Origin of the sequence: Sphingobacterium sp. T2, from assembly GCF_000814685.1 — a bacterium.
Classification (GTDB): domain Bacteria; phylum Bacteroidota; class Bacteroidia; order Sphingobacteriales; family Sphingobacteriaceae; genus Sphingobacterium; species Sphingobacterium thermophilum.
This window is the reverse complement of record NZ_JXAC01000031.1, coordinates 1-24,322: the sequence shown is the minus strand read 5'-3', so window position 1 is coordinate 24,322 and position 24,322 is coordinate 1. Positions and strand designations below refer to the sequence as shown.

General features: G+C 41.2%; 23 protein-coding genes, 1 tRNA gene and 1 pseudogene. 13 read left to right on the top strand and 12 right to left on the bottom strand.

Going from position 1 to position 24,322, the window contains the following annotated elements:
• Window positions 1–429: hypothetical protein (locus SD31_RS02950; protein WP_156138162.1), on the bottom strand; the 429-nt coding region annotated here is incomplete at its 3' end.
• Window positions 430–543: 114 nt separating this feature from the next.
• On the opposite strand from SD31_RS02950, the gene SD31_RS18175 reads away from it, so the two are divergent.
• The 8 genes from SD31_RS18175 (at window position 544) to SD31_RS02915 (ending at window position 8,951) form a co-directional block, all read left to right on the top strand.
• Complete coding sequence (locus SD31_RS18175; RefSeq protein WP_231561103.1) at window positions 544–873, top strand: exodeoxyribonuclease VII large subunit; 330 nt, start codon at window positions 544–546, stop codon at window positions 871–873.
• Between the two features lie 35 nt (window positions 874–908).
• Window positions 909–1,802, top strand: a complete 894-nt coding sequence (gene xseA, locus SD31_RS02945) for an exodeoxyribonuclease VII large subunit (RefSeq protein WP_231561102.1) — start codon at window positions 909–911, stop codon at window positions 1,800–1,802.
• A 2-nt stretch (window positions 1,803–1,804) separates the two neighbouring features.
• The gene (xseB, locus tag SD31_RS02940) at window positions 1,805–2,047 is read left to right on the top strand and encodes an exodeoxyribonuclease VII small subunit (RefSeq protein ID WP_039053041.1); all 243 of its coding nucleotides are present in this window, start codon (window positions 1,805–1,807) and stop codon (window positions 2,045–2,047) included.
• 105 nt (window positions 2,048–2,152) lie between these two features.
• The gene (locus tag SD31_RS02935) at window positions 2,153–4,228 is read left to right on the top strand and encodes a carboxypeptidase-like regulatory domain-containing protein (protein WP_039053040.1); all 2,076 of its coding nucleotides are present in this window, start codon (window positions 2,153–2,155) and stop codon (window positions 4,226–4,228) included.
• Complete coding sequence (locus tag SD31_RS02930; RefSeq protein WP_039053039.1) at window positions 4,200–4,916, top strand: TonB-dependent receptor; 717 nt, start codon at window positions 4,200–4,202, stop codon at window positions 4,914–4,916. The genes SD31_RS02935 and SD31_RS02930 overlap by 29 nt, the downstream gene beginning before the upstream one ends.
• A gap of 12 nt (window positions 4,917–4,928) precedes the next feature.
• Window positions 4,929–6,293: a DUF4876 domain-containing protein gene (locus tag SD31_RS02925; RefSeq protein ID WP_039053038.1), complete on the top strand. Its 1,365-nt coding sequence runs from the start codon at window positions 4,929–4,931 to the stop codon at window positions 6,291–6,293.
• A 10-nt stretch (window positions 6,294–6,303) separates the two neighbouring features.
• Window positions 6,304–7,824, top strand: a complete 1,521-nt coding sequence (locus SD31_RS02920; RefSeq protein ID WP_039053037.1) for a DUF6850 family outer membrane beta-barrel protein — start codon at window positions 6,304–6,306, stop codon at window positions 7,822–7,824.
• Between the two features lie 47 nt (window positions 7,825–7,871).
• On the top strand, window positions 7,872–8,951 hold the full coding sequence (locus SD31_RS02915) for a cytochrome-c peroxidase (protein ID WP_231561101.1): 1,080 nt from the start codon (window positions 7,872–7,874) through the stop codon (window positions 8,949–8,951).
• Between the two features lie 619 nt (window positions 8,952–9,570).
• Here SD31_RS02915 and SD31_RS18170 read toward each other — a convergent pair.
• Both SD31_RS18170 and SD31_RS02905 read right to left on the bottom strand, forming a co-directional pair.
• On the bottom strand, window positions 9,571–9,918 hold the full coding sequence (locus tag SD31_RS18170) for a hypothetical protein (protein ID WP_231561100.1): 348 nt from the start codon (window positions 9,916–9,918) through the stop codon (window positions 9,571–9,573).
• Between the two features lie 8 nt (window positions 9,919–9,926).
• The gene (locus tag SD31_RS02905; protein WP_231561099.1) at window positions 9,927–11,789 is read right to left on the bottom strand and encodes a HEAT repeat domain-containing protein; all 1,863 of its coding nucleotides are present in this window, start codon (window positions 11,787–11,789) and stop codon (window positions 9,927–9,929) included.
• 188 nt (window positions 11,790–11,977) lie between these two features.
• Between SD31_RS02905 and uvrA the strand changes: the two genes are divergently transcribed.
• The 4 genes from uvrA to SD31_RS02890 are packed head-to-tail and all read left to right on the top strand — an operon-like array spanning window position 11,978 to window position 16,955.
• On the top strand, window positions 11,978–14,782 hold the full coding sequence (gene uvrA, locus SD31_RS02900; protein ID WP_039053035.1) for an excinuclease ABC subunit UvrA: 2,805 nt from the start codon (window positions 11,978–11,980) through the stop codon (window positions 14,780–14,782).
• A gap of 35 nt (window positions 14,783–14,817) precedes the next feature.
• Window positions 14,818–16,074, top strand: a complete 1,257-nt coding sequence (locus SD31_RS02895; protein WP_231561098.1) for an alkaline phosphatase family protein — start codon at window positions 14,818–14,820, stop codon at window positions 16,072–16,074.
• On the top strand, window positions 16,037–16,459 hold the full coding sequence (locus SD31_RS18165) for a hypothetical protein (RefSeq protein WP_231561097.1): 423 nt from the start codon (window positions 16,037–16,039) through the stop codon (window positions 16,457–16,459). Before SD31_RS02895 ends, SD31_RS18165 begins: the two co-directional genes overlap by 38 nt.
• A 43-nt stretch (window positions 16,460–16,502) precedes the next feature.
• Window positions 16,503–16,955 (top strand): RrF2 family transcriptional regulator, encoded by a 453-nt coding sequence (locus SD31_RS02890; protein ID WP_039053034.1) that lies wholly within the window; start codon window positions 16,503–16,505, stop codon window positions 16,953–16,955.
• Window positions 16,956–17,079: 124 nt separating this feature from the next.
• Here the strand turns inward: SD31_RS02890 and SD31_RS02885 are convergent, their stop codons facing one another.
• From SD31_RS02885 to SD31_RS02850, 8 genes and pseudogenes are all read right to left on the bottom strand, one after another.
• Window positions 17,080–17,367 carry a sigma-70 family RNA polymerase sigma factor gene (locus tag SD31_RS02885; protein ID WP_052258589.1) on the bottom strand — a complete coding sequence of 96 codons (288 nt, stop codon included), beginning with the start codon at window positions 17,365–17,367 and terminating at the stop codon, window positions 17,080–17,082.
• Between the two features lie 92 nt (window positions 17,368–17,459).
• Window positions 17,460–17,780: a hypothetical protein gene (locus SD31_RS02880; protein ID WP_039053033.1), complete on the bottom strand. Its 321-nt coding sequence runs from the start codon at window positions 17,778–17,780 to the stop codon at window positions 17,460–17,462.
• A gap of 88 nt (window positions 17,781–17,868) precedes the next feature.
• Window positions 17,869–18,147, bottom strand: a complete 279-nt coding sequence (locus SD31_RS18160; RefSeq protein WP_039053032.1) for a hypothetical protein — start codon at window positions 18,145–18,147, stop codon at window positions 17,869–17,871.
• 191 nt (window positions 18,148–18,338) lie between these two features.
• A pseudogene (locus tag SD31_RS02870) lies at window positions 18,339–19,895 on the bottom strand (Rne/Rng family ribonuclease).
• 393 nt (window positions 19,896–20,288) lie between these two features.
• Window positions 20,289–21,041 carry a tetratricopeptide repeat protein gene (locus tag SD31_RS02865; RefSeq protein WP_231561096.1) on the bottom strand — a complete coding sequence of 251 codons (753 nt, stop codon included), beginning with the start codon at window positions 21,039–21,041 and terminating at the stop codon, window positions 20,289–20,291.
• Window positions 21,042–21,055: 14 nt separating this feature from the next.
• Window positions 21,056–21,349, bottom strand: coding sequence for an HU family DNA-binding protein (locus SD31_RS02860; protein ID WP_039053031.1), 294 nt, complete (start codon window positions 21,347–21,349; stop codon window positions 21,056–21,058).
• A gap of 200 nt (window positions 21,350–21,549) precedes the next feature.
• Complete coding sequence (locus tag SD31_RS02855; RefSeq protein WP_039053030.1) at window positions 21,550–22,614, bottom strand: hypothetical protein; 1,065 nt, start codon at window positions 22,612–22,614, stop codon at window positions 21,550–21,552.
• Window positions 22,615–22,664: 50 nt separating this feature from the next.
• Window positions 22,665–23,135: a hypothetical protein gene (locus tag SD31_RS02850; protein ID WP_052258588.1), complete on the bottom strand. Its 471-nt coding sequence runs from the start codon at window positions 23,133–23,135 to the stop codon at window positions 22,665–22,667.
• Between the two features lie 297 nt (window positions 23,136–23,432).
• Between SD31_RS02850 and SD31_RS02845 the strand changes: the two genes are divergently transcribed.
• Complete coding sequence (locus tag SD31_RS02845) at window positions 23,433–24,062, top strand: Crp/Fnr family transcriptional regulator (RefSeq protein ID WP_039053029.1); 630 nt, start codon at window positions 23,433–23,435, stop codon at window positions 24,060–24,062.
• Between the two features lie 34 nt (window positions 24,063–24,096).
• On the opposite strand, the gene SD31_RS02840 is transcribed toward SD31_RS02845, so the two are convergent.
• Window positions 24,097–24,172, bottom strand: a tRNA-Lys gene (locus tag SD31_RS02840).
• Window positions 24,173–24,322 lie beyond the last annotated feature (150 nt).

Here is a 24,322-nt window from a genome sequence, read left to right as displayed (position 1 = left end):
GACACCGTTGAATGATGGTGTCTGCTGAAGGCGACTTAAATCGCTATCCTGAAAGCGACATACGACAACACGTTTTTTGTTCGCCGTAGCATGGCTCACCAACTGCGCATTTAGCAGCTGCAGCTCCGCCGTCGTACCGGCAACAATAATGGTGTTAAACAGCTTACCTTGCTCATTCAGCTTATAGATGTCTATAGGCGTGATTTCAGCATACTTGTCAAGCTGTGCAATAAATGGGCTGTACTTCTCTACAGAAGGAACTGCCACTGCAATTTTAAGCTCATCTAATCTTCCGAATGGAATCTCATTATTTTTGTTAAACAGCAGCTGTGTCTTATTGACAATAGTCTGTTTGTATTGCGCCTGTGCTGTAGAAACAAACAAAAATAGAATAAGTAGTAGATTAGGTAGTAATTGTAGTTTTTTCATGTTTTTACATGCTTTAAGCAGTAAATGTACTAATAAAACGCACAAAAACGCAAATGCTCAAGTAACAAGTTCATTTCATTTTAAGAAGGATTTTATTTAACTTATATTTGAATTATGCCTGAAGTCGTACAAGAGAGGACCATCTATTCGCTACTAGAAGTAACGCGAAGCATTCAGAAAACCATAGGAGAGCGTTACAAAAGCTTGTATTGGATTAAGGCAGAGATGAATAAGCTTAATCACTACAAGCATTCTGGTCACTGTTATCCTGACCTTGTAGAAAAAAAAGATGGTAAAGTTGTTGCCGAAATGCGTTCTATTCTCTGGCGGAACGACTTTGAACGTATTAATAGTCTGTTTCTCAAATTACTGAACGAACCTCTACGTGATGGTATCACCATCCTATTTCAGGCAGGCATCTCCTACGACCCTTTATACGGCTGAGTCTACGTATTGTTGACATAGACCCCACCTTTGTAATGGGAGAGCTAGAACGCGAAAAGCGGCAAAGCATCTTACGCTTACAGCAGGAAGGGCTGTTTGACGCCAACCGACGGCTACCATTTCCTCCAGTACCTAAACGACTGGCTATCATCTCGGTAGAAACCAGTAAAGGTCTTTCTGACTTCTACAAGATTATCCACAACAACCCATGGAAATACAAGTTCGACACGACGCTATATCCTGCACTCCTGCAGGGTGACAAATCTGTTCCTTCCATCATTAAACAGCTTGCCGTCATTGCTGAAAGGACGGAAGAATATGATGCAGTAGCTATTATCCGTGGCGGAGGAGGTGAAGTAGGGTTGTCTAGTTATAACAATTATGCTTTAGCGAAAGCTATAGCCATATTTCCTATTCCGGTATTGACCGGCATCGGACACTCCACCAATGAGACCGTCAGCGAGATGGTAGCCTACAAAAATGCTATAACGCCAAGTGAGCTTGCAGATTTCCTTATACAGCAGTTTCACAACTTTGCCATCCCGCTGGACCAGCTGCAGGAACGTTTAATCTCGTTGTCCAAAAACAGGTTTGCCGAAGAAAAAAATAAACTACAGGATATAACCAGAAGGCTGTCGTGGTCCGGTAAAAACCGCTTACAGCAGGAAAACCATGCCGTGCAGCTGCTTACTCAAAGAATGCATCTATTTAGCAGGCATTTTCTGAGAGAACAGCACACACAGATAGAAAATATTAGCCGGCTTATCCGCTTAGCCGATCCTTCCCATCTGTTGAAAAGAGGATTTTCTATCACCAAGGTTAATGGAAAGGCCTTACTCTCAACAACTCAGGTAAAAGAAGGTGATCTTGTTGAAACCATTCTAATGGATGGAAGCATTCAAAGTCAGGTTGTCTCAAAAAACATTTAACCATGGAATCAAATTACACTTACATAGACGCATTCAACGAACTACAACAAATTGTCTCTGAAATCGAAACCGGAGAAGTCAATGTCGATGAGCTGGCAAACAAAATCCAACGCGCCTCCTCATTAATTGCTATATGTAAAGCCAAACTGCTAGCCTCGGAAGAAGAAGTGGACAGACTTTTAAGTCAACTGCAGCAGGAAGCAAATGACTCAATGGACGAAGACAGCAACATACAAAACGAATAGACTTAATATGGCATTGAAATAGCTTCAAAAACAAAATTTTAACTTTTAATTTGCTATGAACAATTTTTTGCTTTACTTTGCAATTTAGAATTAATCTTAATAAAATTGAAACGAGTTGTTTGCCTGTTCATAGCAAATTATTTTGTCTTATTAAGTTTCGCTTTAGCACAAACCGTCCATATTAGTGGCAAAGTACTCAACGAAGATAATAAGCCTCTGGCTTTTACCACCATACGCTTAAACGATGGTCAGCAGAGCACCTATTCCAATGAACAGGGAGAATTTACGTTTCAAATCTCTTCGGGTTTACCTTTGGTCAAACTGACCTTACAGCATGTAGGCAAACAGTCGGTTTCTAAAACCATTTTTAGAAAAGATTTTTCCCAAAAACATCTGTTCATCCTTAAAGACTTAAGTCTAACTCTCGAAGAAGTAGACATAAACCCGAGAGTACGTCAAACCAAAACCAGCAATTCGTCTATAGTCTTCGACAAGGAAACCATTGAAGCGAGCCAAGCTTTCAGCCTTCAGGATGTATTACTAAAGCTACCAGGAAAGGCTGCAGTAGCACCAGACCTCAATAAGGTAGAAACATTAACATTGCGCGGAGGTACGGGAACGCTAGGAGGCTCTTCGCTATACAACCTAAACAACTCTCTTGGTATAGCCATTATTATGGATGATATATACCTTAGCAACGACGCCAATATGCAAAGCCGGTCGGTAAGCCGATGGGGTATGACCAATGCTACTCTTTCCGGAGTAGGATATTCGGATTCTTATTTAGGCACACAAAGTGCTCAAACCTACGATGTGGCATTCCAAGGAATCGATTTACGTGAAATTCCGGTGAACAATATTGAAAGCATTGAGGTCGTGCGAGGCGTGGCATCGGCACGCTATGGAGAAATTACGGATGGCGCCGTAATTATCAACCGCCAAGCTGCACAATCCCCGTGGGCAATAAATATCCAGCTCAACGGAGGATCTACCTCCACCAGCATCAGCAAAGGATTCATCCTTCCCGAAAAATGGGGAGCTTTAAACCTTTCCTCAAACTATACACATAGCAACGCTGACCCTCGCGACAAAATCAAAACTTTCGATAGATACAACCAGTCCTTGATGTGGACTAAGCGTTTTGCCAACGGCATAAAAAATACATTTTCTTTTGATCATAACTACCGCAACGACGGACGACGCGCCGATCCTGATGATGAGACTCAACAAATGTCGGTATTCAAAAACAAAGGGATCTCGGTGGCCAACAGGATTTCCATACCTACAGGAAGCCGTTTCTTTGAAAATATAAATGCCAATATTAATTATTCAAACTCCGACCAATATTCGTTCAAGCAATATATCCTTAACAGAGGAATAACGGCTATTACAGTAAAAGATACTACAGGAATCTATAAGGGATATTTTAGTAATGGCAGCTATATGGCAGAAGAGGAAATCATCGGAAATCCGATAAACTTTTCAGCCCGTCTCGATGCTTCTGCCACCTTCGTGTTGGGAGCTCATACCCACCACCTCTCCTATGGGGTAAACTACAATTACTCCAACAATGGAGGAAAAGGTGTTATTAGCGATCCCGACAGACCGCGGTGGATACTCAATGGGGGAGGAAACGAAAGAGCGTATGACTTTGAGCATCTTCCTGCCGCCCAAAACTGGGGATTCTACGTGGAAGACCAAATTTCCGGAACGTTGCTACAAAAATCATATAATGCTAATATCGGTCTCAGAAGCGATATTCAAAATGGCTATTTTACGCTACAACCAAGATTTAGTTCTCGACTACGTTGGAACGACAGATGGGCGACCACAGCTTCATTCGGTATATCTTCCAAAGCACCGACCTTGGCTCACATGTACCCCGCTCCTGTATTTATTGACATAGACCTGCTGAAAGTGTATGCTGGAGATCTTTCTAAGGCCCTATATTTAGTATTTACAGACAAAAAGATTCTGGACAATGCCCATCTGAAGCCATCGATGGCCTCCCAAGCAGAACTAGGACTGGAATATCAAGGTAAGACCTTCAGCTCATCTCTTTACTCGTACTATAAGCATAATTGGAATGGCTATGAGACTGTCAACCAGCCGCATTGGTACCGCCTGCCGGAATTCGACTATTCTGTAGACAATGAAGGAAACAATCACCTATACCCCTAACGGAAAAGAAAATACTTACTTTGACTTTTACGGCTATGAGATGGTCAACGGAGCTAGTGGATCCTCATTAGGGTTAGAATGGATGCTAAACTTCAAGCCGATTAATGCTATAAAAACCTCTTTTTCTCTAGTAAACAACCTTCAATACAATAGCTATAACAGAACACAGCATGTGCGGGTCAAAATCGAAAATAACAAAATCATACTTCCTGATGGGAACAGCATGACCTATGCTGTATATAACCCCGACGATACGCGTTATACACAGATCATGTCAAAAGTTAACAGCTCTACACATATACCTAAGTTGGGTTTTATCGTGAACTTTAGCGCCGACATCTTCTGGCTGGAAAAGCAGAAAGCATCAAGCAACATATATCCAGTAGGTTACTATACTTCCGAGGCGAAATATTTTCTTATTAATGAACAGCCCCTTCCCCAAGATATTTTGAACAGTCTCAAACGGATCGCTTCAGACGAAGCTATAGAAGGGATACCACATGTACATACTATTATCAATATGTCCTTGGCAAAAGAGATTAACAAGAAGTTCAGAATTAATCTGAATGCCTACAACCTATTCAATATACGTCCGGAATATTACAGAATTACCAATAGCGGAACGGAACGCATTGTGAAATACAACAGAAGACCAAGTTTTACAATAGGAACAAACATTAAATTCTAATACTAACGAACCATGAGAAACTATCTATATTTTATCCTTACGACACTGATTCTCTTTGTAGGATGTCAAAAAGACCCAGAACTTACACGCCCTGTGAAGTTCACCGCCACCGTAACCGTGAAGAGTGACGAAAATCTTAATATTCCGTCCCAAGGAGCCATCATTACGCTTACCAACAAAACCAACGGTGCTTCTTACCAAGCTTTTGTCTTGGAAAATGGTCAAGCGACATTTGAAAGTATTACTCCGGGGCTTTATTCCATTTCGGGAACGCTTGTCATAAGCGCCCAATCTTATTCGGAACTGGCTGGTTACTATGTAGAAGATAATGTCAGCTTTACGGATAGCTACGACAACGTGGATATCTATGCCGATCGCGTATTCTCCCTAGAACTTAAAGCCGGAAAAACAGGAAACTGGGTTTTTAAGCAGATTTACTATGCCGGCTCAAATTCGAGCACAGGCGCCAGCTTCAGAGATGTTTTTTTAGAAATCTACAATAACTCCAACCAAGTGCTATATGCAGACAGCCTCTATTTCGGGCAGGTAGGAGGAAAAAATAATAACAATGCCGGTGAATATTATCTCCCTAATTTCCAATATGACTGGTCTAAATCCGTAGGGATGGTGGTGGAAAGTGGCAAAGATGCTAATAAGGACTACATCTATGCCCACACTCTGTTCCGCATCCCTAGTGACGGCAGCGGCAAGAAATACCCTGTACAACCGGGACAAAGCATTATCATCGCGGCCAACGCCGTGGACCATACCAACTCCTACGAGTCGAACAACGCCACCCCAGTGACAATCACAAACCCTGCTTTGACGATTAACCTAAGTCATGCAGATTTTGAAGTCAACCTTATAGAATTTCTACGTCCGAACGACGGAAGTGCTTACACTCCCTATCGTTTTGATGTGGATAACATCAACGTGCCTAATGTTGATGTTCTACACGTTTCGTCGGGAAACGACCTTATCTTGGACGCCTTGGGTCGTGATGCTTACTTTATCGTGGATCCTAAAGGAAAGAGCATAGACATGGAAAATCTAAGAAGCTTTGCTGCCCCAGATATTAGGGAAGTGATAGCTACTACACGTGTGTACAAACAGATTCCTATTGAGGTGGTGGTGGATGCCGTAGAGTTACAACATCCGGTAGCTTCCTCTCGTGTTCCGAAACGCCTTCCAACCACATTGGATGCCGGACGCACACATGTGCCAGGTGGACAATATTCAAGTCAATCGTTAGTACGTAAAACCTTAAAAACCGTAAATGGTAGACGTATTCTGAAAGATACAAACAACTCCGAAGAAGACTTTGGCTTCCTACAAAAGGCCGACCCTTCGAAATCTGCAAGCTCCTTTATAGATTAAGTGTATAGATATGAAGTTCAGCTTTTCCATAATATTGATATTCTTAGCTCTTGCTAGCTTCGGGCAGAAGTTTAGTGACAATGACTCTTTGTTTTGGAACCTTCCCTTGCAAAAGAAGCTCCATTTTCACTATGACAACCCGAACATGGTAAAATTTCGGGAGCACAACTACAATATTGGTGAAGCTGAACTTTCTTTCCAACATAGAGAAGGCAATTACAGAAGAGCACAACAGGCACACCTGCAGAATATCGCCAACTTCAAGGCTGATGGCATTTCACAAATAGATAAGTTTGTGGTATCGGGAAGCTTCCAGTTTGACAAGGTGTGGGAAGATAGTTTGGCTAATACGCTTCAAGGCGAAATGGACGACCTCTCTCCATTCTATTTTTTTGTTCAGAAGGCAGGAAAATACGAAAGGCAAAATTTTGTGGGTAATGTGAATGTACGCTATGCAGGAAAATTCTCTCTTTTACAACCCGGTATTGTCTTCAAATACCATTCCCATTGGACAACTAGGTCCGTTGATCCTCGTCCTAATGTAGCTTCGGTAGCCATAAAATTTAACCCCTACATCACTGCTCAGCTGCAGAATCATCGACTGTCCCTAGGCTTTTCCTACGGCTATGGCGACGAAGAGAATACCATAACCTATAAGAACAGGATGTTCAGCACCAGTATGCTTTATCCGGAACGTATCTATTATACCAATCAAGGATTTGGCTTCATCTCACAAAGAGACTCAAGCTCTTTACGGCGCTACGACACCTACCTTGGAGGAAATTTGGGGTATACCTTAGAAAAGGAATATCTACAGCTCTACAGCGTGACTTCCTTTGAAAGAAAGGTGACAAACTCTACATATGACACTAAGCTGCGTCAACGATATTTCAAACGTAGTGAGTTCACTCTGCAAAGCGTTAGTCATAACACGCTTCTGATGCTGAACAAAAATGTTGCAAGCCACATCTTGGAGCTGAATGCAGCATATCATAACGGTCGAGATTACAACTACAATCTCCGAGCAGCAAATTATTTGGTTAAATATTACAATGTGGAATTGGACTATTCCTACACCAACGAAAGGTGGTCTTGGGGAGGTAGTACAGCATGGTCCAGTATGGAAAAGACGGATGCTGCGTCAGCACACCACCATCAATATTCTCTGCTTAGTCTAAGCATCAACGCCAAACGTTTCTGGCACATCGCCGACCACATCTTAGAGACAGAACTACGACCTCAATATACGTTCAAACTCAACAATAAACTGTCCGTACCATCAACACAGGTGAACCTGTTTACTACATCGGTAGTCTATCCCGATTTCGATTATTTTAATTTGGAACCTCTTATGCTACATTTGAATATTGCATACAATATCCCATCGGTCATGAAACTTAGAGGGATGAGGCTGTTTCTACGTAATCAAATTCTTACTTTTGTCAATAAGAGCGAAAAGGAAACCATGTCTTTGCCTGTAGAAGATGCACAAATGTGGCAGGTACAGGCAGGTATTCAGTTTAGCTTATAGTCATATTATGAAAAAACTTTTATCATTAGCCGTCATCGTTCATTTTTGTGGTTTGTAATGCTTTCTTTCATGAGCATCAAGACGCATTAAGAGCCTTATATAGCCGGCCGGTTACAGAATGGCCGAAGCCAGACATCGATTCAGGAGTGAACTGGGCAGAATTTAAGTCCTTACCTAAACTAGACACCAGTTATTTCAGCCTTATGGAGCGTCCGGATGTCAAGCTAGGCAAGCTGTTGTTCTTCGACCCTATCCTCTCGGGTTCGAACCAGATTTCCTGCAGCTCTTGCCATAATCCGCAAACTTCTTGGGCAGACCATCTTTCTGTACCTGTAGGGCATGACCATCAATTGGGCACGCGCAACACACCTTCTCTACTGAACGTCCACGCTAGAAAGAGTTTCTTCTGGGACGGTAGAGCTCGCTCGCTGGAAGAACAGGCCCTATCCCCTATCGAGGCGCATAACGAAATGGCGATGGAGCTTACCAAGCTTATCCCTAAGTTGAAAGCTATTCCCGGCTACCGCAAACTTTTCTATGAAGCTTTTGGAGACGAAGATTTTTCCATGCCGGAAGTGTTGAAGGCTCTTGCCGCCTTTCAACGTACCTTGGTAAGCCGCAGAAGCCGCTTTGACGAGTTTTTGGACGGCAACTACAAGGCTTTGACGGACCAAGAAATCCGCGGACTGCACCTATTTCGTACCAAAGCGCGTTGCATGAACTGCCATCATGGTCAGTACTTTACGGATGAAGATTTTCACAATATTGGACTGACATATTACAAAAGAAAATACGAAGATCTGGGAAGATATACGGTAACCAAAAATCCTGCAGATGTAGGCAAGTTCCGCACGCCTTCCTTACGGGATGTCATGAATACCGGACCGTGGATGCACAATGGACTCTTCGACAATATTACCGGAGTGTTAAACATGTACAACAGCGGCATGGTAATGAACAACCCGAAAACACCAGAACAGTGGGCTGACCCTATGTATCCGCGTGTAGACCCGCTGATGAAACCTTTAAACCTGACACAAGAGGAAATAAAAGATATAGTAGCCTTCTTACAGGCCATCACCGCTACAAAATATTGGATGAAAAGACCGGAATCTTTACCACGATAACAGCTTTTTATTAACTCTAAATATATAATGTTAAGATATAAAAAATAGATATAGCTTTTGCCGGAGTCTTTTGGATGATTCCAACTTAATGCTCAGATTACTTTAGAAACTCCTTCTAGGAAATTAACGGATAAAAATTGTTACAAAAGATGCTCCTACATCATTTCGTGATCACACCAAGGTATTTGTGTAGATAGGTAAGTTCGTCGTCTTGCGTGAAGGATTTAGCAGTTATATATATTTAGCACCAGACTATACCATATTTTTTTACTATGCCATTGTTATCTGGAACGTCTTTAACCTTTTTATGGTTCGTGATAGAGAGTTGAGCGCCCAAGTAAAAGAAAAGGCCAAAATTGGAGAACAAGAGAGCTTAGTGAAGGAAAGTTAAATATATCCTGAAACAGTTAAATCAAAGAAGCAAAACATCGTTATGTAATATATTCAATTTTCATAGCGTCAAACTTAGGCCTTTCAAATCCCCCCCTCAACAACTTGAGAATAGCTTTACTGACGAACTAGGGGTGCTTATAATGATACCCATCCTTGGGCCTGTCATCACTAACCCCAAACGCTTTTTAACATGATGTTAAAGAGCGTTCGGAATAGCTTCAATGGCCTATAGTTTATGGGAATTACCTTTGATTCTGTTTTTTGTTTTTAGGGCTTCTTTCTTTACAGCATCAGGCGCGTCCGACTTCAGTATTGCTTCACAACCTTCTATGATTGCATTGCGTTGGTATGACAAGGTATACCATCCTAAGGCTTCTAAGACTGTGATGCGTAATAATTCTGACTCCTCGTTGCTTATTGCCAAATTAATCATCTCAGGCACCAAAGAATGATGTCTGTACAAGCGCAATGAGGTAAGCTCCGACAGTCTCTCTTTTTCTGCTGCTGAACGATCCGTTATTATCTTTTTTAGCTTTTCTAACTTAGCCTGATTATAATCGATCTCTTTTTCCAACTTATCGGCTAGTTCTTTTCCGCCATATAAGGCTTATTTTCTCTAATCTGTAAATTTATTTCTTGTTTTGCTATTACAGGATCCATAAACTGCAGCGCCCAACGAGCTCGATATAGTACTCGCTCAGAGTGAGCGTCCAATATATAGAACTGTATTAGATCTCTGATAAAATCCGTAGCCCCTAAGTCTGTAAGGTCATAAACTGCCCGACGACGTATATACTCGTAAGAATCATTTTTTGCAGCATGCAATACCTCAAAGTAATCTTTATTTTCAAAATGACTTAACAGCTGAAATGCCTGCATACGCACAGACTCATAATGCGAATTGAAATAATATGAACGCAAAATAGGAGAAACTTCCTTCTCAGAAAGGAGCTGGCTCAACTTTTCCAACGCCAAAGCTTGGAAACTTGCATCATCCTCTTTAAGCAATTTCTTCCAATAGGCCACATTATTATTTAATACCGTAGCTTCATTCAGTGCTTTTGCTCCATCAGTGTGAAAATAAAAGGTAGGATCACCAAGGATATGTGTTTCTAAATAAGCAATATGCTTCAACCAATTTCCTATTCGGTAACCTTTTCCCAAAAGCCCCATAAGTTCACTTGGATAAAGATCCTGTAACACTCCTACGGAATTTGCGACAGCCGTAATATTCTCATTCTTCGAAAAAGGATAATATCCAGCTAAATAATCCTCCAAATGAAATGAACCCGTCAAACATGAGTTTATATACACCAATTTTGCTTGAATACCAGCATCTTTTATATCCGAAATCTGAATGTCCATATTCAGATTATAAATAGAATCTTGCTCTATGGATTTAGGATCAAAAGCATCTTCAAACCATTTATCTGATAAACCTAAAGATTTTTTAAAGTTTTCCTTAACCTGATCTAAATCTCGACCATCTTCTTTTGCTGAACGCATCTTTGATCGTATATATCGAGCCACATTCAACATAGATGGTTGCGGACTGGAGGTTTCCGGATAGCCGTTCATCAGCTGCAACGTAGGTGTCCCATGACCTGTCATATATGCAAAATCCACAGTTTGACGCTTCAGCTCCGACAGTAAGTTAAACTTTATAAACTCCTGAGAACGATAGTTTAAAAACTTGATGGAGCCCCCTGGCTTAAATAGGGTTGGAAACTGAGACTTCAACGCTATAGCCTCTCCCAACACGGCATTTATCGAATTGGAATTATAGCCGTGTCCTGTGGACACCACCATATCATCTAAAACGTAACGCTGCGCTCTTAACCTTACTACCTTAGTTAGATAATCTTTAATCTTCTGCGTCATACTCTCTCCTTCCTTAATCGGAGGTTTAATACGTGCAGAATAGATGTCCATACCAATAAATTGTGGAGATTCTGCTTTCAGGCTGTAGTAATGATATAGCTCTCTTCCTTTAGTTGTGTCTTGTTTCAAATATTCAAACTGAAGATCAAAATCGTCATAAAAACGGTCCGAAGGTACGGAAGATTTATCCCAACGAATCTTCTGACTCATCTTAAACGCAGATGTAAGATGTTGGGCATCACGCAACATAGGGATAGGAATCTTACCTACCAATACCGTCCCCTCAAGGGGGGCAGATTTATCCTTATATAGCTTTCGAAGGATTTCCCGAATTTGGTCTGGTTTTGTCCAATTGTCATAAATGATATACGTTCCCAATCCATCATTTTCCAGAACATGTTTGTAAGCTTTGATTTCCTCTTTTGCTGCTTCATAGGTATTTTGGTCCACCACAATAGCAAAAGTCGTTTTGCTCTTAATACTTGGCTGAATAATCTCTTGTCCTAATGCCTGAAGAGATGCCAATACAAAGAATAATCCTAAAATGCTCTTGGTTCTTTTCATTGCTTATCTAATCACAGTTTTAGTTGATTATAAAGCAAATATAGTTTTTTTTAGCCTTATAAGTTTATACCTCCAGGCATATCAACAAGATATTACATGAAAATCAAAATTTCCTCTCTACCACTTTTCCTGCATTCCTTACTTTCATTTAACTCGCAACTTATTAGAATTGCTTAACTTTGTCAGTTATGCAACAAAATCAGGACATTAATCCCAAAACTCACATACAAATCAAGGGTGCCCGCGTCAACAATCTTAAAAATATTGACGTTAACATCCCTAAAAATAAACTGGTAGTCATCACAGGCATGTCCGGATCGGGTAAATCCTCACTGGCTTTCGACACTCTTTATGCCGAAGGACAACGCCGCTATGTAGAAAGTCTTTCCTCCTATGCCCGCCAGTTCATGGGCAGAATGAACAAGCCCGAAGTAGATTATATCAAGGGAATAGCTCCGGCCATAGCTATAGAGCAGAAGGTCATCACCTCAAACCCTAGATCTACTGTGGGAACATCAACGGAGATCTACGACTACCTCAAGCTGCTTTATGCCCGAATAGGAAAAACCTATTCTCCGGTTTCCGGAAACCTAGTAACCAAAGACTCGGTGTCAAGTATCGTCAACCTGCTATTGCAGAATGACATTGATACAACCGTAACGATCTACAGCCCTCTCGTACCTACCAACAACCGCAAACTAAAAGAGGAGCTGTCTCTTCTGATGCAGAAAGGATTTGTAAGGGTGCTTTTTGAGGAAAGTATTCAAAAGATTGAAAGTATCTTGGAGGATACCTCCATAGGCAATACTAACTTTAGTGCCGGAGACGTTAAAATTGTTATAGACCGTATCCGTCTGGACGGTGAAGATGATACTGCTTCGCGTCTAGCGGATTCAATACAAACCGCCTATTTCGAAGGCAAAGGTGAATGCTACGTAGATATTGACGGCGAACTACATCACTTCTCAGAAAAGTTTGAGCTTGACGGCATTACCTTTGAAGAGCCTTCTCCCAACTTCTTCAGCTTCAACAACCCTTATGGTGCCTGTAAGCGTTGTGAAGGTTATGGCAAAATTATAGGTATAGACCCTGACTTGGTCGTGCCTGACAAAAGTAAATCCGTTTATGATGGCGCCATTGCCCCTTGGCGTGGGGAAAAGATGGGCGCTTGGCTAGAAGCGTTAGTACGTTCTGCCATAAAGTTTGATTTCCCTATTCATAGAGCCTATGCTGACCTTACGGAGGAACAACGCCAGCTACTATGGACAGGTAACGAATATTTCCGAGGGTTGAACGAGTTTTTCGCCGAGCTGGAAGAACAAACTTATAAAATACAATATCGTGTGATGCTCTCCCGCTATCGTGGAAAAACAGATTGTCCGGAATGTAAAGGCACAAGACTTCGCAAAGATGCAGCCTACGTCAAAGTCGGCGGAAAATCCATCATAGATCTCGTGCTCATGCCTATTGACGAGCTGCTGGAATTTTTCAAAAAACTGACCTTAGATGCCAACGACCAAATTATCGCCAAACGCCTGCTTACAGAAATTACCAATCGTCTACAGTTCCTTTGTGATGTGGGCCTAAGCTATCTGACACTTAACCGCTTAAGCAACACGCTATCCGGAGGAGAGTCGCAACGCATCAATCTTGCCACATCATTAGGAAGTTCATTGGTAGGCTCCATCTACGTACTGGACGAGCCAAGCATAGGTCTACATCCAAGAGACACTCATCGCCTTATCGGAGTGCTCAAGTCCTTGCGTGATCTGGGCAATACAGTCATCGTAGTGGAACATGAACAAGAGATGATGGAGGCTGCAGATCATCTCATTGATATAGGTCCTGAGGCGGGAATCAATGGTGGCCAGCTGATATTCAGTGGCTCTTATGACGAAATACTAAAAGATAAAAATTCTCTTACGGGAAAATACCTTAGTGGGGAACTAAAAATAGATGTTCCTAAGTCTCGCCGTAAATGGACTGACAAAATTACTGTTCGTGGCGCAAGGGAAAATAACCTCAAAGGCATTACCGTAGACTTTCCACTCAACGTATTTACGGTAGTGACAGGTGTCTCAGGCTCCGGAAAAACATCCTTAGTGAAACGTGTCCTCTATCCTGCTCTACAGAAAGCCATAGGCAATTATTCCGGCGAACAGACGGGACAGTTTGACGCCATAGAAGGCGATATCCAACAAATAGAACAGGTAGAGTTGGTAGATCAAAATCCTATAGGGCGCTCATCCCGTTCTAATCCTGTCACGTATGTCAAGGCCTGGGACGAAATACGCACCCTGTATGCGAGTCTTCCTGCCGCCAAAGCCAACGGACTTAAGCCTGCAGCCTTCTCTTTCAACGTGGAAGGAGGGCGGTGTGACATTTGCCAAGGGGATGGCGAAGTAAAGATCGAAATGCAGTTTATGGCCGACATCGTGCTGCCATGTGAAGCTTGTGGTGGAAAACGCTTCAAACAGCATGTGCTGGAAGTAACCTATAAGGGTAAGTCCGTTTCTGACGTGCTGGACCTCAGCGTCGATGAAGCCTTAGAGTTTTTCGAAGATCAACCCAAAATTATCAACAAACTTAAGCCCCTACAGGATGTAGGATTAGGATATGTCAAGCTCGGGCAATCATCCAGCACCTTGTCGGGAGGGGAGGCACAACGCATCAAACTGGCCTCTTTCCTCATCAAGGGAAATAACAGCAAGAAAACCTTATTCATCTTCGACGAGCCAACAACAGGTCTTCACTTTCACGATATCCGTAAACTGTTACGCTCTTTCGATGATCTCATAGCTTTGGGCAATAGTATTCTGGTGATAGAACACAATATGGATATGATCAAAGCTGCGGATTGGGTTATTGACATAGGTCCGGAAGGAGGACAACGCGGAGGAAACATCGTTTTCGCGGGAATTCCGGAAGATTTAGCGCAATGTAAGGAAAGTTTTACAGGGAAATTCTTGAAAAATCACCTGAAACAATCTTAATTTAACTTAATTTTAGTTTAAAAGACTTAAAAAAAATGAAAAACAGAATATTTGCTACTCTCCTAACTTTCATTTGTGCTGTCACCACCCTCTTTGCTCAAGTAGAAAGACCTAAATTAGTTGTCGGACTTGTAGTGGATCAAATGCGTTACGATTATCTTTACCGCTTTGCAGACCGCTACGGCGACGATGGATTCAAAAGATTGCTTAGAGAAGGGTTTTCCTGCGAGAATACGATTATTCCGTATATTCCTACTTATACCGCTATAGGTCACAGTACTATTTATACCGGTTCAGTACCTTCTATCCATGGTATAGCAGGCAACGACTGGATTATCCAAGCTACAGGACAAGCGATGTATTGTACGCAAGATGATAGCGTTAAAACTGTTGGTGCTTCCGGAAAAGTGGGGCAACAGTCTCCTAAAAACCTGTTGGCATCTACAATCACGGATGAATTGAAGTTGGCCACCAACTTCCAGTCTAAAGTAATAGGGATAGCCATCAAAGACCGTGGAGGAATCCTTCCGGCAGGCCATTTTGCAGATGCGGCATACTGGTTTGACTCTAAATCCGGAAATTGGGTAAGTAGTACGTACTACATGCAAAAGCTTCCAGACTGGGTAAACAAATTCAACAAGCTTAAGCTAGCCGAAAAATATCTTAAGCAAGACTGGAATACATTATACCCTATTGAGACATACAAAAATAGCATCCAGGACGATAATGAATATGAAGGAAAATGGGCTGGAGAAAAATCTCCTACCTTCCCTCGCAAAACCTCTGAACTGATGAAAGACATAGGTCTTGAGCTTATCAAGACCACTCCGCAAGGAAATACGTTCACCTTGGATTTCGCTAAAGCAGCCATAGAAGCAGAAAAATTAGGAAACAATCCTACAGGACATACGGACTTCCTATGTATCAGTCTTTCTTCTACGGACTACGTAGGCCACCGCTATTCTCTTTCTGCTGTGGAAATCGAAGATACATATCTTCGCCTAGATAGAGATATCGCTGACCTGCTAAACTATCTCGACAAAACCATAGGTAAAGGCAACTACACCTTTTTCTTGACTGCTGACCACGCCGCATCCTATAATCCGCGTTATTATACAGACCAAAAAGGTAATGGCGGCTACCTGTTTCTTCGTCAGATCCAACGTGAGCTAAACGATGAGCTGACAAAAAAAATTTGGTCACAAGGACTTGATAAGAAGGGTATTCAACTATCAGGTACACCTCAACCACAGCTTGATAGATTCGTTAAATCTAGACGAACAAGCCGTTAAAAACTTCATCATCAAATTCCTTAAAAAGCAGGAAGGTATAGCTTATGTGGTAGATATGGAAAGCGGAGGCAACATGGTTATCCCTGCTCCTCTCCGTGAAAAAATCATCAACGGCTATAACCGCAAAAATTCAGGAGTAATCCAAATCATAGGCGAGCCACAATGGTATAATGGTACCCCTCGTGCGACAGGAACGTCACACGGTGTATGGTCTCCCTATGACTCACACATTCCTCTGGTATTTATGGGTTGGGGAGTGAAGCCGGGTGTAAGCAACAAAGAAGTACACAGTACAGATATTGCTCCTACCTTAGCATCGCTATTGCATGTTATGGAGCCTAACGGAAATATCGGTAAGCCTATAGTGGAAGTATTAGGTCAATAATACAATTTAAATTTTGTATTTTTGGGTGTACTATTATTGATCTATGATTTCTAAAAAGACAAAATACGCCATTAAGGCATTAATGGTATTGGGAAGGAACTACGGAAAGGAACCTATGCAGATTGTAAAGATAGCAGAGGAAGAGCGTATTCCTAAAAAATTCCTTGAGCAAATCTTATTAGAAATGCGCAATGCAGGGATTTTATATTCCAAAAAAGGAGCTGGAGGTGGTTACAGCCTAAACAAGGCTCCGGAAGATATTTTCTTGTCGCAGATCATGCGTCTCATAGACGGCCCTATAGCATTATTGCCATGCGTGAGCTTAAACTTTTATCGCTCCTGCGATGAATGTACGGAAGAACATGCCTGCGGCATCCGAGATACATTCATAGATGTTCGCAACGCCATGCTGCAAATTCTAAACGATACCAGCATAGCAACGCTGATAAACAAAGAAAAAGAATTAGGAGGGTTTCGCCCGGAAGTCAATAGTTAGTATTGCAATTCCTATATAAGCTTTACTACTATTTACTATAATAACAGATATTAAATAAAAATTTTATTTGTTCATCACACAGCCTACACCATTGTTGTAGGCTGTGTGTTTTCTCTACCTACCTTTATGACTCCTTATGCCCTTTGTTTAAATCATAAATCCATAGGTTAAAATCTGTATCGGAAGGAATATTAAATTTTTTACGATAACGGTTTTTTCTCACCTGTACAGCCCTTACCGTTACATTTGTACATTTTGCGATCTCCTTCGGCGTAAAATTAAGATAGCACAAGGCTAGAAAATAAATCTCCGAGTTTCTCATATTAGGCGCCAACTCTCTAAATACACTCATCACTTCTGGGTAAATGGATCCGAAAACAAACAAGAACTCAGGATTGTTGTTTTTAGCCATTTCAATCAGATCCTTTATATCAAAGTTTTTATCGGTTTCACTATTGTTGTCTCTTATCTCATACTTTTCAGACTTGTTTTGGTAAATTAAAATTAATTGGAGTACAATTTTCGTAGCCTGAAGAAGAACAGAGAATAGTAAAGAATATATAAAAGCGTAAACAAAGCAAAGCCATATTTATATATAATAAGGGTCCTGTCCGCTTCTTTATCTTTAAGTAGCTTTTTATATATTTCATCTACGGCATATTTGTTTGCCCTGTCAAGCGAGTCCTTCACGGCAGCATATCTCACAATCAGCGATTGCGCCTTCTCTCTGTCTAGATTATTGGTCAACAAAAAATCACTATAGAATTTTGCCGTACTGAAGCTGGCATCCAAATCACCCAACGACTCCGCATTTTCTAATGCCAACTCGTAATAATAGGAAGCTTTATCCCACTCCTGGTGGCTTTCATATGTTTGAGCGAACGCTAGATAAACATTCGTAAATTGTCTTACCTTATTTTTCTGCTAAAATATGTAAACTTTTAAAAAGATAGGTCAATGCTCCTTTCAGGTTTTTACGCTGATTTTCGAATCTAGCTTTGCTGATATAAAGGTTTGAATATTCTTGAAAAAATAAATTGGAATCCAATCTATTTAAAATATCTTCTTGCTTTTCCAAATATCGCTTAACGGCATTTTCATTCTCTGCTTGATTATATACATATTCAATATAATCCTCGGAAACAGTGAAAAATATAATGCTATAAAATGCGGAACAGATAGGTAAAGACACTAATCGATCGTAAAAAGACTTCCGGCACTAGATTTTAGAGAAATTCATGCAAAAACATAATTCAAGGGAGCAAATTGGGGAATTTATTTGGCATAGCAATAGCGCTCTTAGGTGAGTGAAGAGACTTATATTTCAAAAACAAAAAAGGCCTCTCAGAAATTTCTGAGAGGCCTTTTTGTTAATCTCTTTTTTTACAACTTAATTTCTTCATCCTTTTTATTGAAGAAATGGAATTCCGTCAGATGATAAGACTGAATGTCTTTGACTTTTATCCATTGACCATATTTGAAGAACCATTTCAAACGACGAGAAATAAGACCGGACTTAATGTAGGCGCCCAGATAAGGGTGAACACATAGGGTTACGCCCTTCTCGTTTTGTTCTTCCAAGATGAAGCTTAAGTTATTTTCAATATCATCAATCAAGACAATGCTTGATCGTATTTCTCCCGTACCATCACAAGCCGGACATTTTTCGCTTGTCACGACGCTCATTTCTGGACGCACACGCTGACGTGTGATTTGTACCAACCCAAACTTACTTGGTGGCAATATGGTATGGCGAGCTCTGTCTTCTGCCATACACTCTTTGAGATAGGAATATAGCTCCTTGCGGTTTTGAGGCTTATGCATATCGATAAAGTCTATGACGACAATACCACCCATATCGCGCAGACGAAGCTGCCTTGCGATCTCTCGTGCTGCCTCTTTGTTTACCAGCAGGGCATTATCTTCCTGGTTTTCCTTATTGGCAATGCGGTTACCGCTATTTACGTCGATGACGTGCAAGGCCTCGGTATGCTCGATAACGAGGTAAGCACCACCCTGTAAATTCACCGTTTTGCCGAAAGACGCCTTAATTTGTTTTTCTACTCCAAAATGTTCAAATATGGGCTCTTTATATTTATAGAGCTTCATCAATTTTTTCCAAATCAGGCGAAATTTCCTGGATATACGACTTTACTTCTTCGTATATCACCGGATCATTGACATGAATATGTGTAAACTCATCCGATCAAAATATCTCGCAAAATGGTAGAAGCTCTATCCATTTCGCCCAATATTTTTTGTGGAGGTTCTACATTTTTTAAGGCGTTTGGTAAATAATTCCCATTTCGCTATCAGATCCAACAGATCTTTTTGCAGTTCGTCCACACCCTTGCCTTCCGAAACTGTACGAATTATAACCCCGAAATTTGCGGGACGTATGCTTTCGACAATTTTTTTCAGACGGGCGCGTTCGGCGCTGGATTTGATTTTCTTCGAAATGGAAACTGTACTTGAAAAGGGAACTAATACCACATATCTACCCGCAATAGATAGATCCGAACTCAATCGAGGTCCTTTTGTTGATATTGGTTCTTTAGCTATCTGTACCGGGATCACGACGTTACGACTTAGTACGTCGGAAATTTTGCCGGCCTTATCGATGTCCTTTTCAAGTTTGAGACTACCTAGCAGATTCTCTCGATAACTGCCATTCTTTACTACCCTGGTAAGCTTTAATAGCGATAATACTTGTGGACCTAAATCCAGATAATGCAAGAAGGCATCTTTATCGTAGCCTACATCTACGAATGCCGCATTGAGGCCGGGCATGATTTTCTTGATACGGCCGAGATAGATATCCCCGACCGAGAAATGACTGCCCGCTGGTTCTCTATTTAGCTCTACAAGTTGCTTGTCCTGTAGTAAAGCGATAGTCACTCCATTCTCAGGAGACGAATCGATGATTAATTCCTTTACCAACAGCTACTCAATTTTTGGGATATTAACACCTCGCGTACTAATATCTAGTCCCTATGAAACATAAAACTTGTTTAATGAAAAAATACAATCTATGAATACAACCGAAGTGCTATCATAGATTGTACAGGTCTTTGACAAGAGATTATCTTGTCAAAGACTACACAGCAAGAAAACTATTTTTTCTTGTGTCTATTTTTTCTTTAAACGTTTTTTACGTTTGTGAGTAGCCATTTTGTGTCTTTTTCTCTTTTTTCCGCTTGGCATAGCTTTAATGTTTTTTAATAATGTTAAAAAATCCTGTTAATTATTATTTGCTCAATTCTTCGATCTGACGATCGATGTATTGAGATAGTGTCGGATCTGCAGCAATTTCCTTGCTCTTTTTATAAGCCGCTATTGCTTCAGATTTTTGACCAATTTTTTCGTAGCTGCCGCCAGATAGAAATAAGACTCGGCATCAGCCTTGATTTCTACTACAGTCTTGAAACGTTCGATAGCTTTATCAAACTGTCCCGACTGCATGGAGAACAAACCTAAAGTTTTGTTAGCATCAAGATTTTTCGGATCGGCTTGCACAACCTCGCGAAGCAAAGCAATACCAGCCATAGGATTGCTGGAACCCGTTACAAGAGCTGCCCCTAAACCGGTTTTGGCGGCAAGGTTGTTGCTGTCCATGGCTAAAGCCTTTTCATAAGAGTCTATCGCCATTTTGTTTAGCGCTGACGCCATGGCTGTGTCTTGTAGATTGGTATAGCCCTCGCGAAAGGCATCGCCCGATTTAACCCAATATTCTAATTTCGGGTTAATTTCGGCCATTTCTTTATAAATAAATCCTTGTGGAATAGGTTTTGCCAGATCGTCCCACTTATCAGCTAACGTCTGTAACAAGGATATCTTATCTTCCCCTTCGGCTTTCTCCGCCTGTTGCTCTATTGCTGTAATCTCCTGCGCCAAGGAGTTGTTGATACCTTGCTTGGCGAGCTCGGAAACGCTCTTCAACGTAAACATCGAAGAAGCGGATTCGTCTGCTGCTGCCGTTGTGTTTTGCTCTTGCTTATCTACCAAACCTTTGATAGGTTGCGCCAACAAAGACCCAATCAGCACTATCACAACAACAACTACAACTATTTGTTTGGTATTCAGCATAGAGCTAATTTAAATTATTTTTTTATTTTATTACTGTTTTTAACTTTCTCCACAAAAATTTTTGCAGGTTTAAAGCTTGGCACATAGTGCTCAGGAATGATAATCGCTGTATTTTTCGATATATTACGCGCAGTTTTTTCAGCTCTTTTTTTCACTACGAAACTTCCAAAACCTCTAACATAAACGTTCTCTCCTTCAATCATCGCATTTTTCACAACCTTGAAGAACGCTTCAACCGCTTCTTGTACATCAACCTTCTCTAAACCAGTCTTGGTAGAGATCTCTGCAATAATTTCTGCTTTAGTCATATCTATATTCTGTAATAATTTATTTCTCCACTCCCCACATTTGGGGATGCAAAATTATCGTTTTTTCATGAGCTTTAAAAATATTTTGACGCTTTTGTCAAACATATTTTTTTCATAATCAAACGATTATCTTTTACCCCAAAGAACGTTCCTGCAAAATAGTCCGCAAATCTACGATTATTTGATTGATTTTCAAACCCTTATTCCAAAACACTATGTAAAACCTCTGTCAACCTTTGAAGATCTTGTGGTTCATGCAAGGCAGAAATCACGATACGGTTTAGCGGTTCACTGGTGGGTAATGGATAAGGAAAGCTAGACACCAATATGCGGTGCTGAAGCAATTTAGCATATAATTGAGAATCCGTAGAGGTGAATACGGGGAAGTCTTCTGCATACGACAAACCTTCTAAAGCAGCCACATCCTCGCATACATAAGCTATATTGTTGTGCAGTCTGTCGAAAGCTTGCTCATAGATGCTCTCTCCCTTCGCAAGGGCATAGATGAATGCCGGACTCGAAGGAGAAGCCCCCATAAATATAGGCGAGCGCTTCACTTCGTCTACCACCTCAGTGCTCGCCAACACTATCCCAGCATCGGTACCCAACCCCTTAGCCAAAGAGGCTACAACGGCAACCTCAATATGATGGCAACCCTTCAGCTCTTGGACACCGGCAGATAGTGCATTTTTACGCACTACCCCTAGACCATGTGAATCGTCCAACAACAGTAAAACCTTCTTGTCCTCACGTATATGTTTTAGAACATTGAAATCATACCTCTCGGGTTTTAGATTGTCAATAGCATTAGCAATAAGCAAAATATATTCTGACGGGGAAGCGTTAACGGCATCCACCACTGCTTCCGTCCATTCCGTAACATTTTCTTTCAAAGCTTGTGGCCTTCCGTCAATCCATAGTGCAGGATGAGTGTGAGGTGCATAAAATACCTCGCGCGAAAGACTCAGCTGACGCACGGCAGCCTGCGCTGCCAAATAACCACTGGAAAATAAGGCTGACTGCGCAAAACCGAAACGCTTCGCCAATAGCTCTTCCGCCTCGTCATATATCCCTAACTGCACATTATTGGATCGTGAAGTACCGTTGTTGATACCATATTTATAAAGGCCTTCCACAACCAACCGACGATAATCCTCATTCACCAACAAGCCCAAATAGGCCGTCCCGCCGAAAAACAAATAATCTTCTTGCTCCAGGGATATGATACGGTTGGTAGGTTGATGTAATCGTCTAAAAATATCCATGAATAGTCTTCGTTAGCCCCACAAATCTAAGGAAATGAATGCTCTTCACACTACTTTAAATAATAATTCAATGGAATATTAAATCCTAACTGAAAGCTGAACCCGTCAATAGAAGACAGCTTGGTGTGTCGACGAAGCTTTACCCCATAACCGGCACTGAGCTCTAAAATATTAAAAACACCAATACCCAACTTGGGCGTAAAGGTATAAGGGGTAAACTCTGCCTTCACAAAAGGCCAAGCCCCTTTGGCGCTGAGGTAATATGTGGTAGAAGCTTCCGGAATTACTATCGCCTTCTTCTCTTGAAAGGTTAGGCCTGCTCCCACATCAAAACGAAGGTAATTTGCATAACCCAAATCTGTGAGTCCCCAAAAGGATGCTTTCAGAAAACTCTTTTCTTGATATTGATACGACAACGACGGCCCAACAATCCATCCACTGCCCTGCTCCTGCGCACAGATGCTGAAGCCCCCTATCAACAGAAAAGTCAATAAGCCTAGCCAAACATTTTTAAAGCTCATATTTAAATATAATACAAATTCCTGAGCCTTCCTCTTCGTAAAACCAAAAACCTCGCTTAGCCAGTAAACGAGGTCTACAATCGAAAGCACTAGTCTATTCCAAACAACAGTAAAAGCAATGCCCTGATTAGGTCATCCAACCCGAATTAAACTAATATACAAAATATATCTTAAAAGTAAACATAGCTTTCGAAAGATTACTCCTCTCTGTGTAACTCGGGTTACATTCATTCCCCTTCATCACATATATTTTAGAGGAAAAGATAGGATTATACCTATATTTAATTAAGAAACAACATGAAAGAATCAATATTCAAGACATATGGCGGTATTTTTGAAAAAGGTCTGCTGGAAGAAATCACCAATACCGCAAAGATTATCGCGTTTAAGGAAGGTGATGCACTGATAAATATAGGTCAATACATTAAAAGTATGCCTTTGCTTATTGATGGAGTTGTAAAAATCATGCGTGAAGACTTCGATGCGGGAGAGCTACTGCTCTACTTCCTAGAAAAGGGAGACACCTGCTCCATGACGCTGAGTTGCTGTATAGGAGAGAAGAAAAGCGAAATCAAGGCTATAGCCGAAACAGACGGACTGGTAGCCATGCTGCCCATTCAAAAAATGGAGGAATGGCTTAGCAGATACCACAGCTGGCGTTCCTTCGTCTTTCAAAGCTACAACAACCGCTTCCAAGAACTTCTGAACACCATAGACAATATTGCTTTCATGAAGATGGACGAAAGACTTTATAGCTATCTTTTGGAAAAGAGTAAATTATCTAACAGCAAAACCATCGAAAAAACACATCAAGAAATTGCCAATGAGCTCAACAGCTCCCGCGTGGTCATCTCTCGCCTGCTCAAAGTCCTAGAAAAAGAAGGTAAAATCTTACTCAGCCGCAACAGCATACAACTCCTAAATTAAAAAACGCCTCTCATGTGCAAGAGAGGCGTCTGCTTGGTGACCCCGGAGAGATTCGAACTCTCGACCCACTGATTAAGAGTCAGTTGCTCTACCAACTGAGCTACGGATTCTTGATTTGACGATACTTAAAAGTAAACTACATCTAGGAGAAAATACAAATAAATCTATACAGGAAATATCAACAATTGTGAACAAAAAGATGAAAAGGAGTAACACTACTTCCTCCGCACTACTAATCAAATAAATCCCCACTTTAAAAA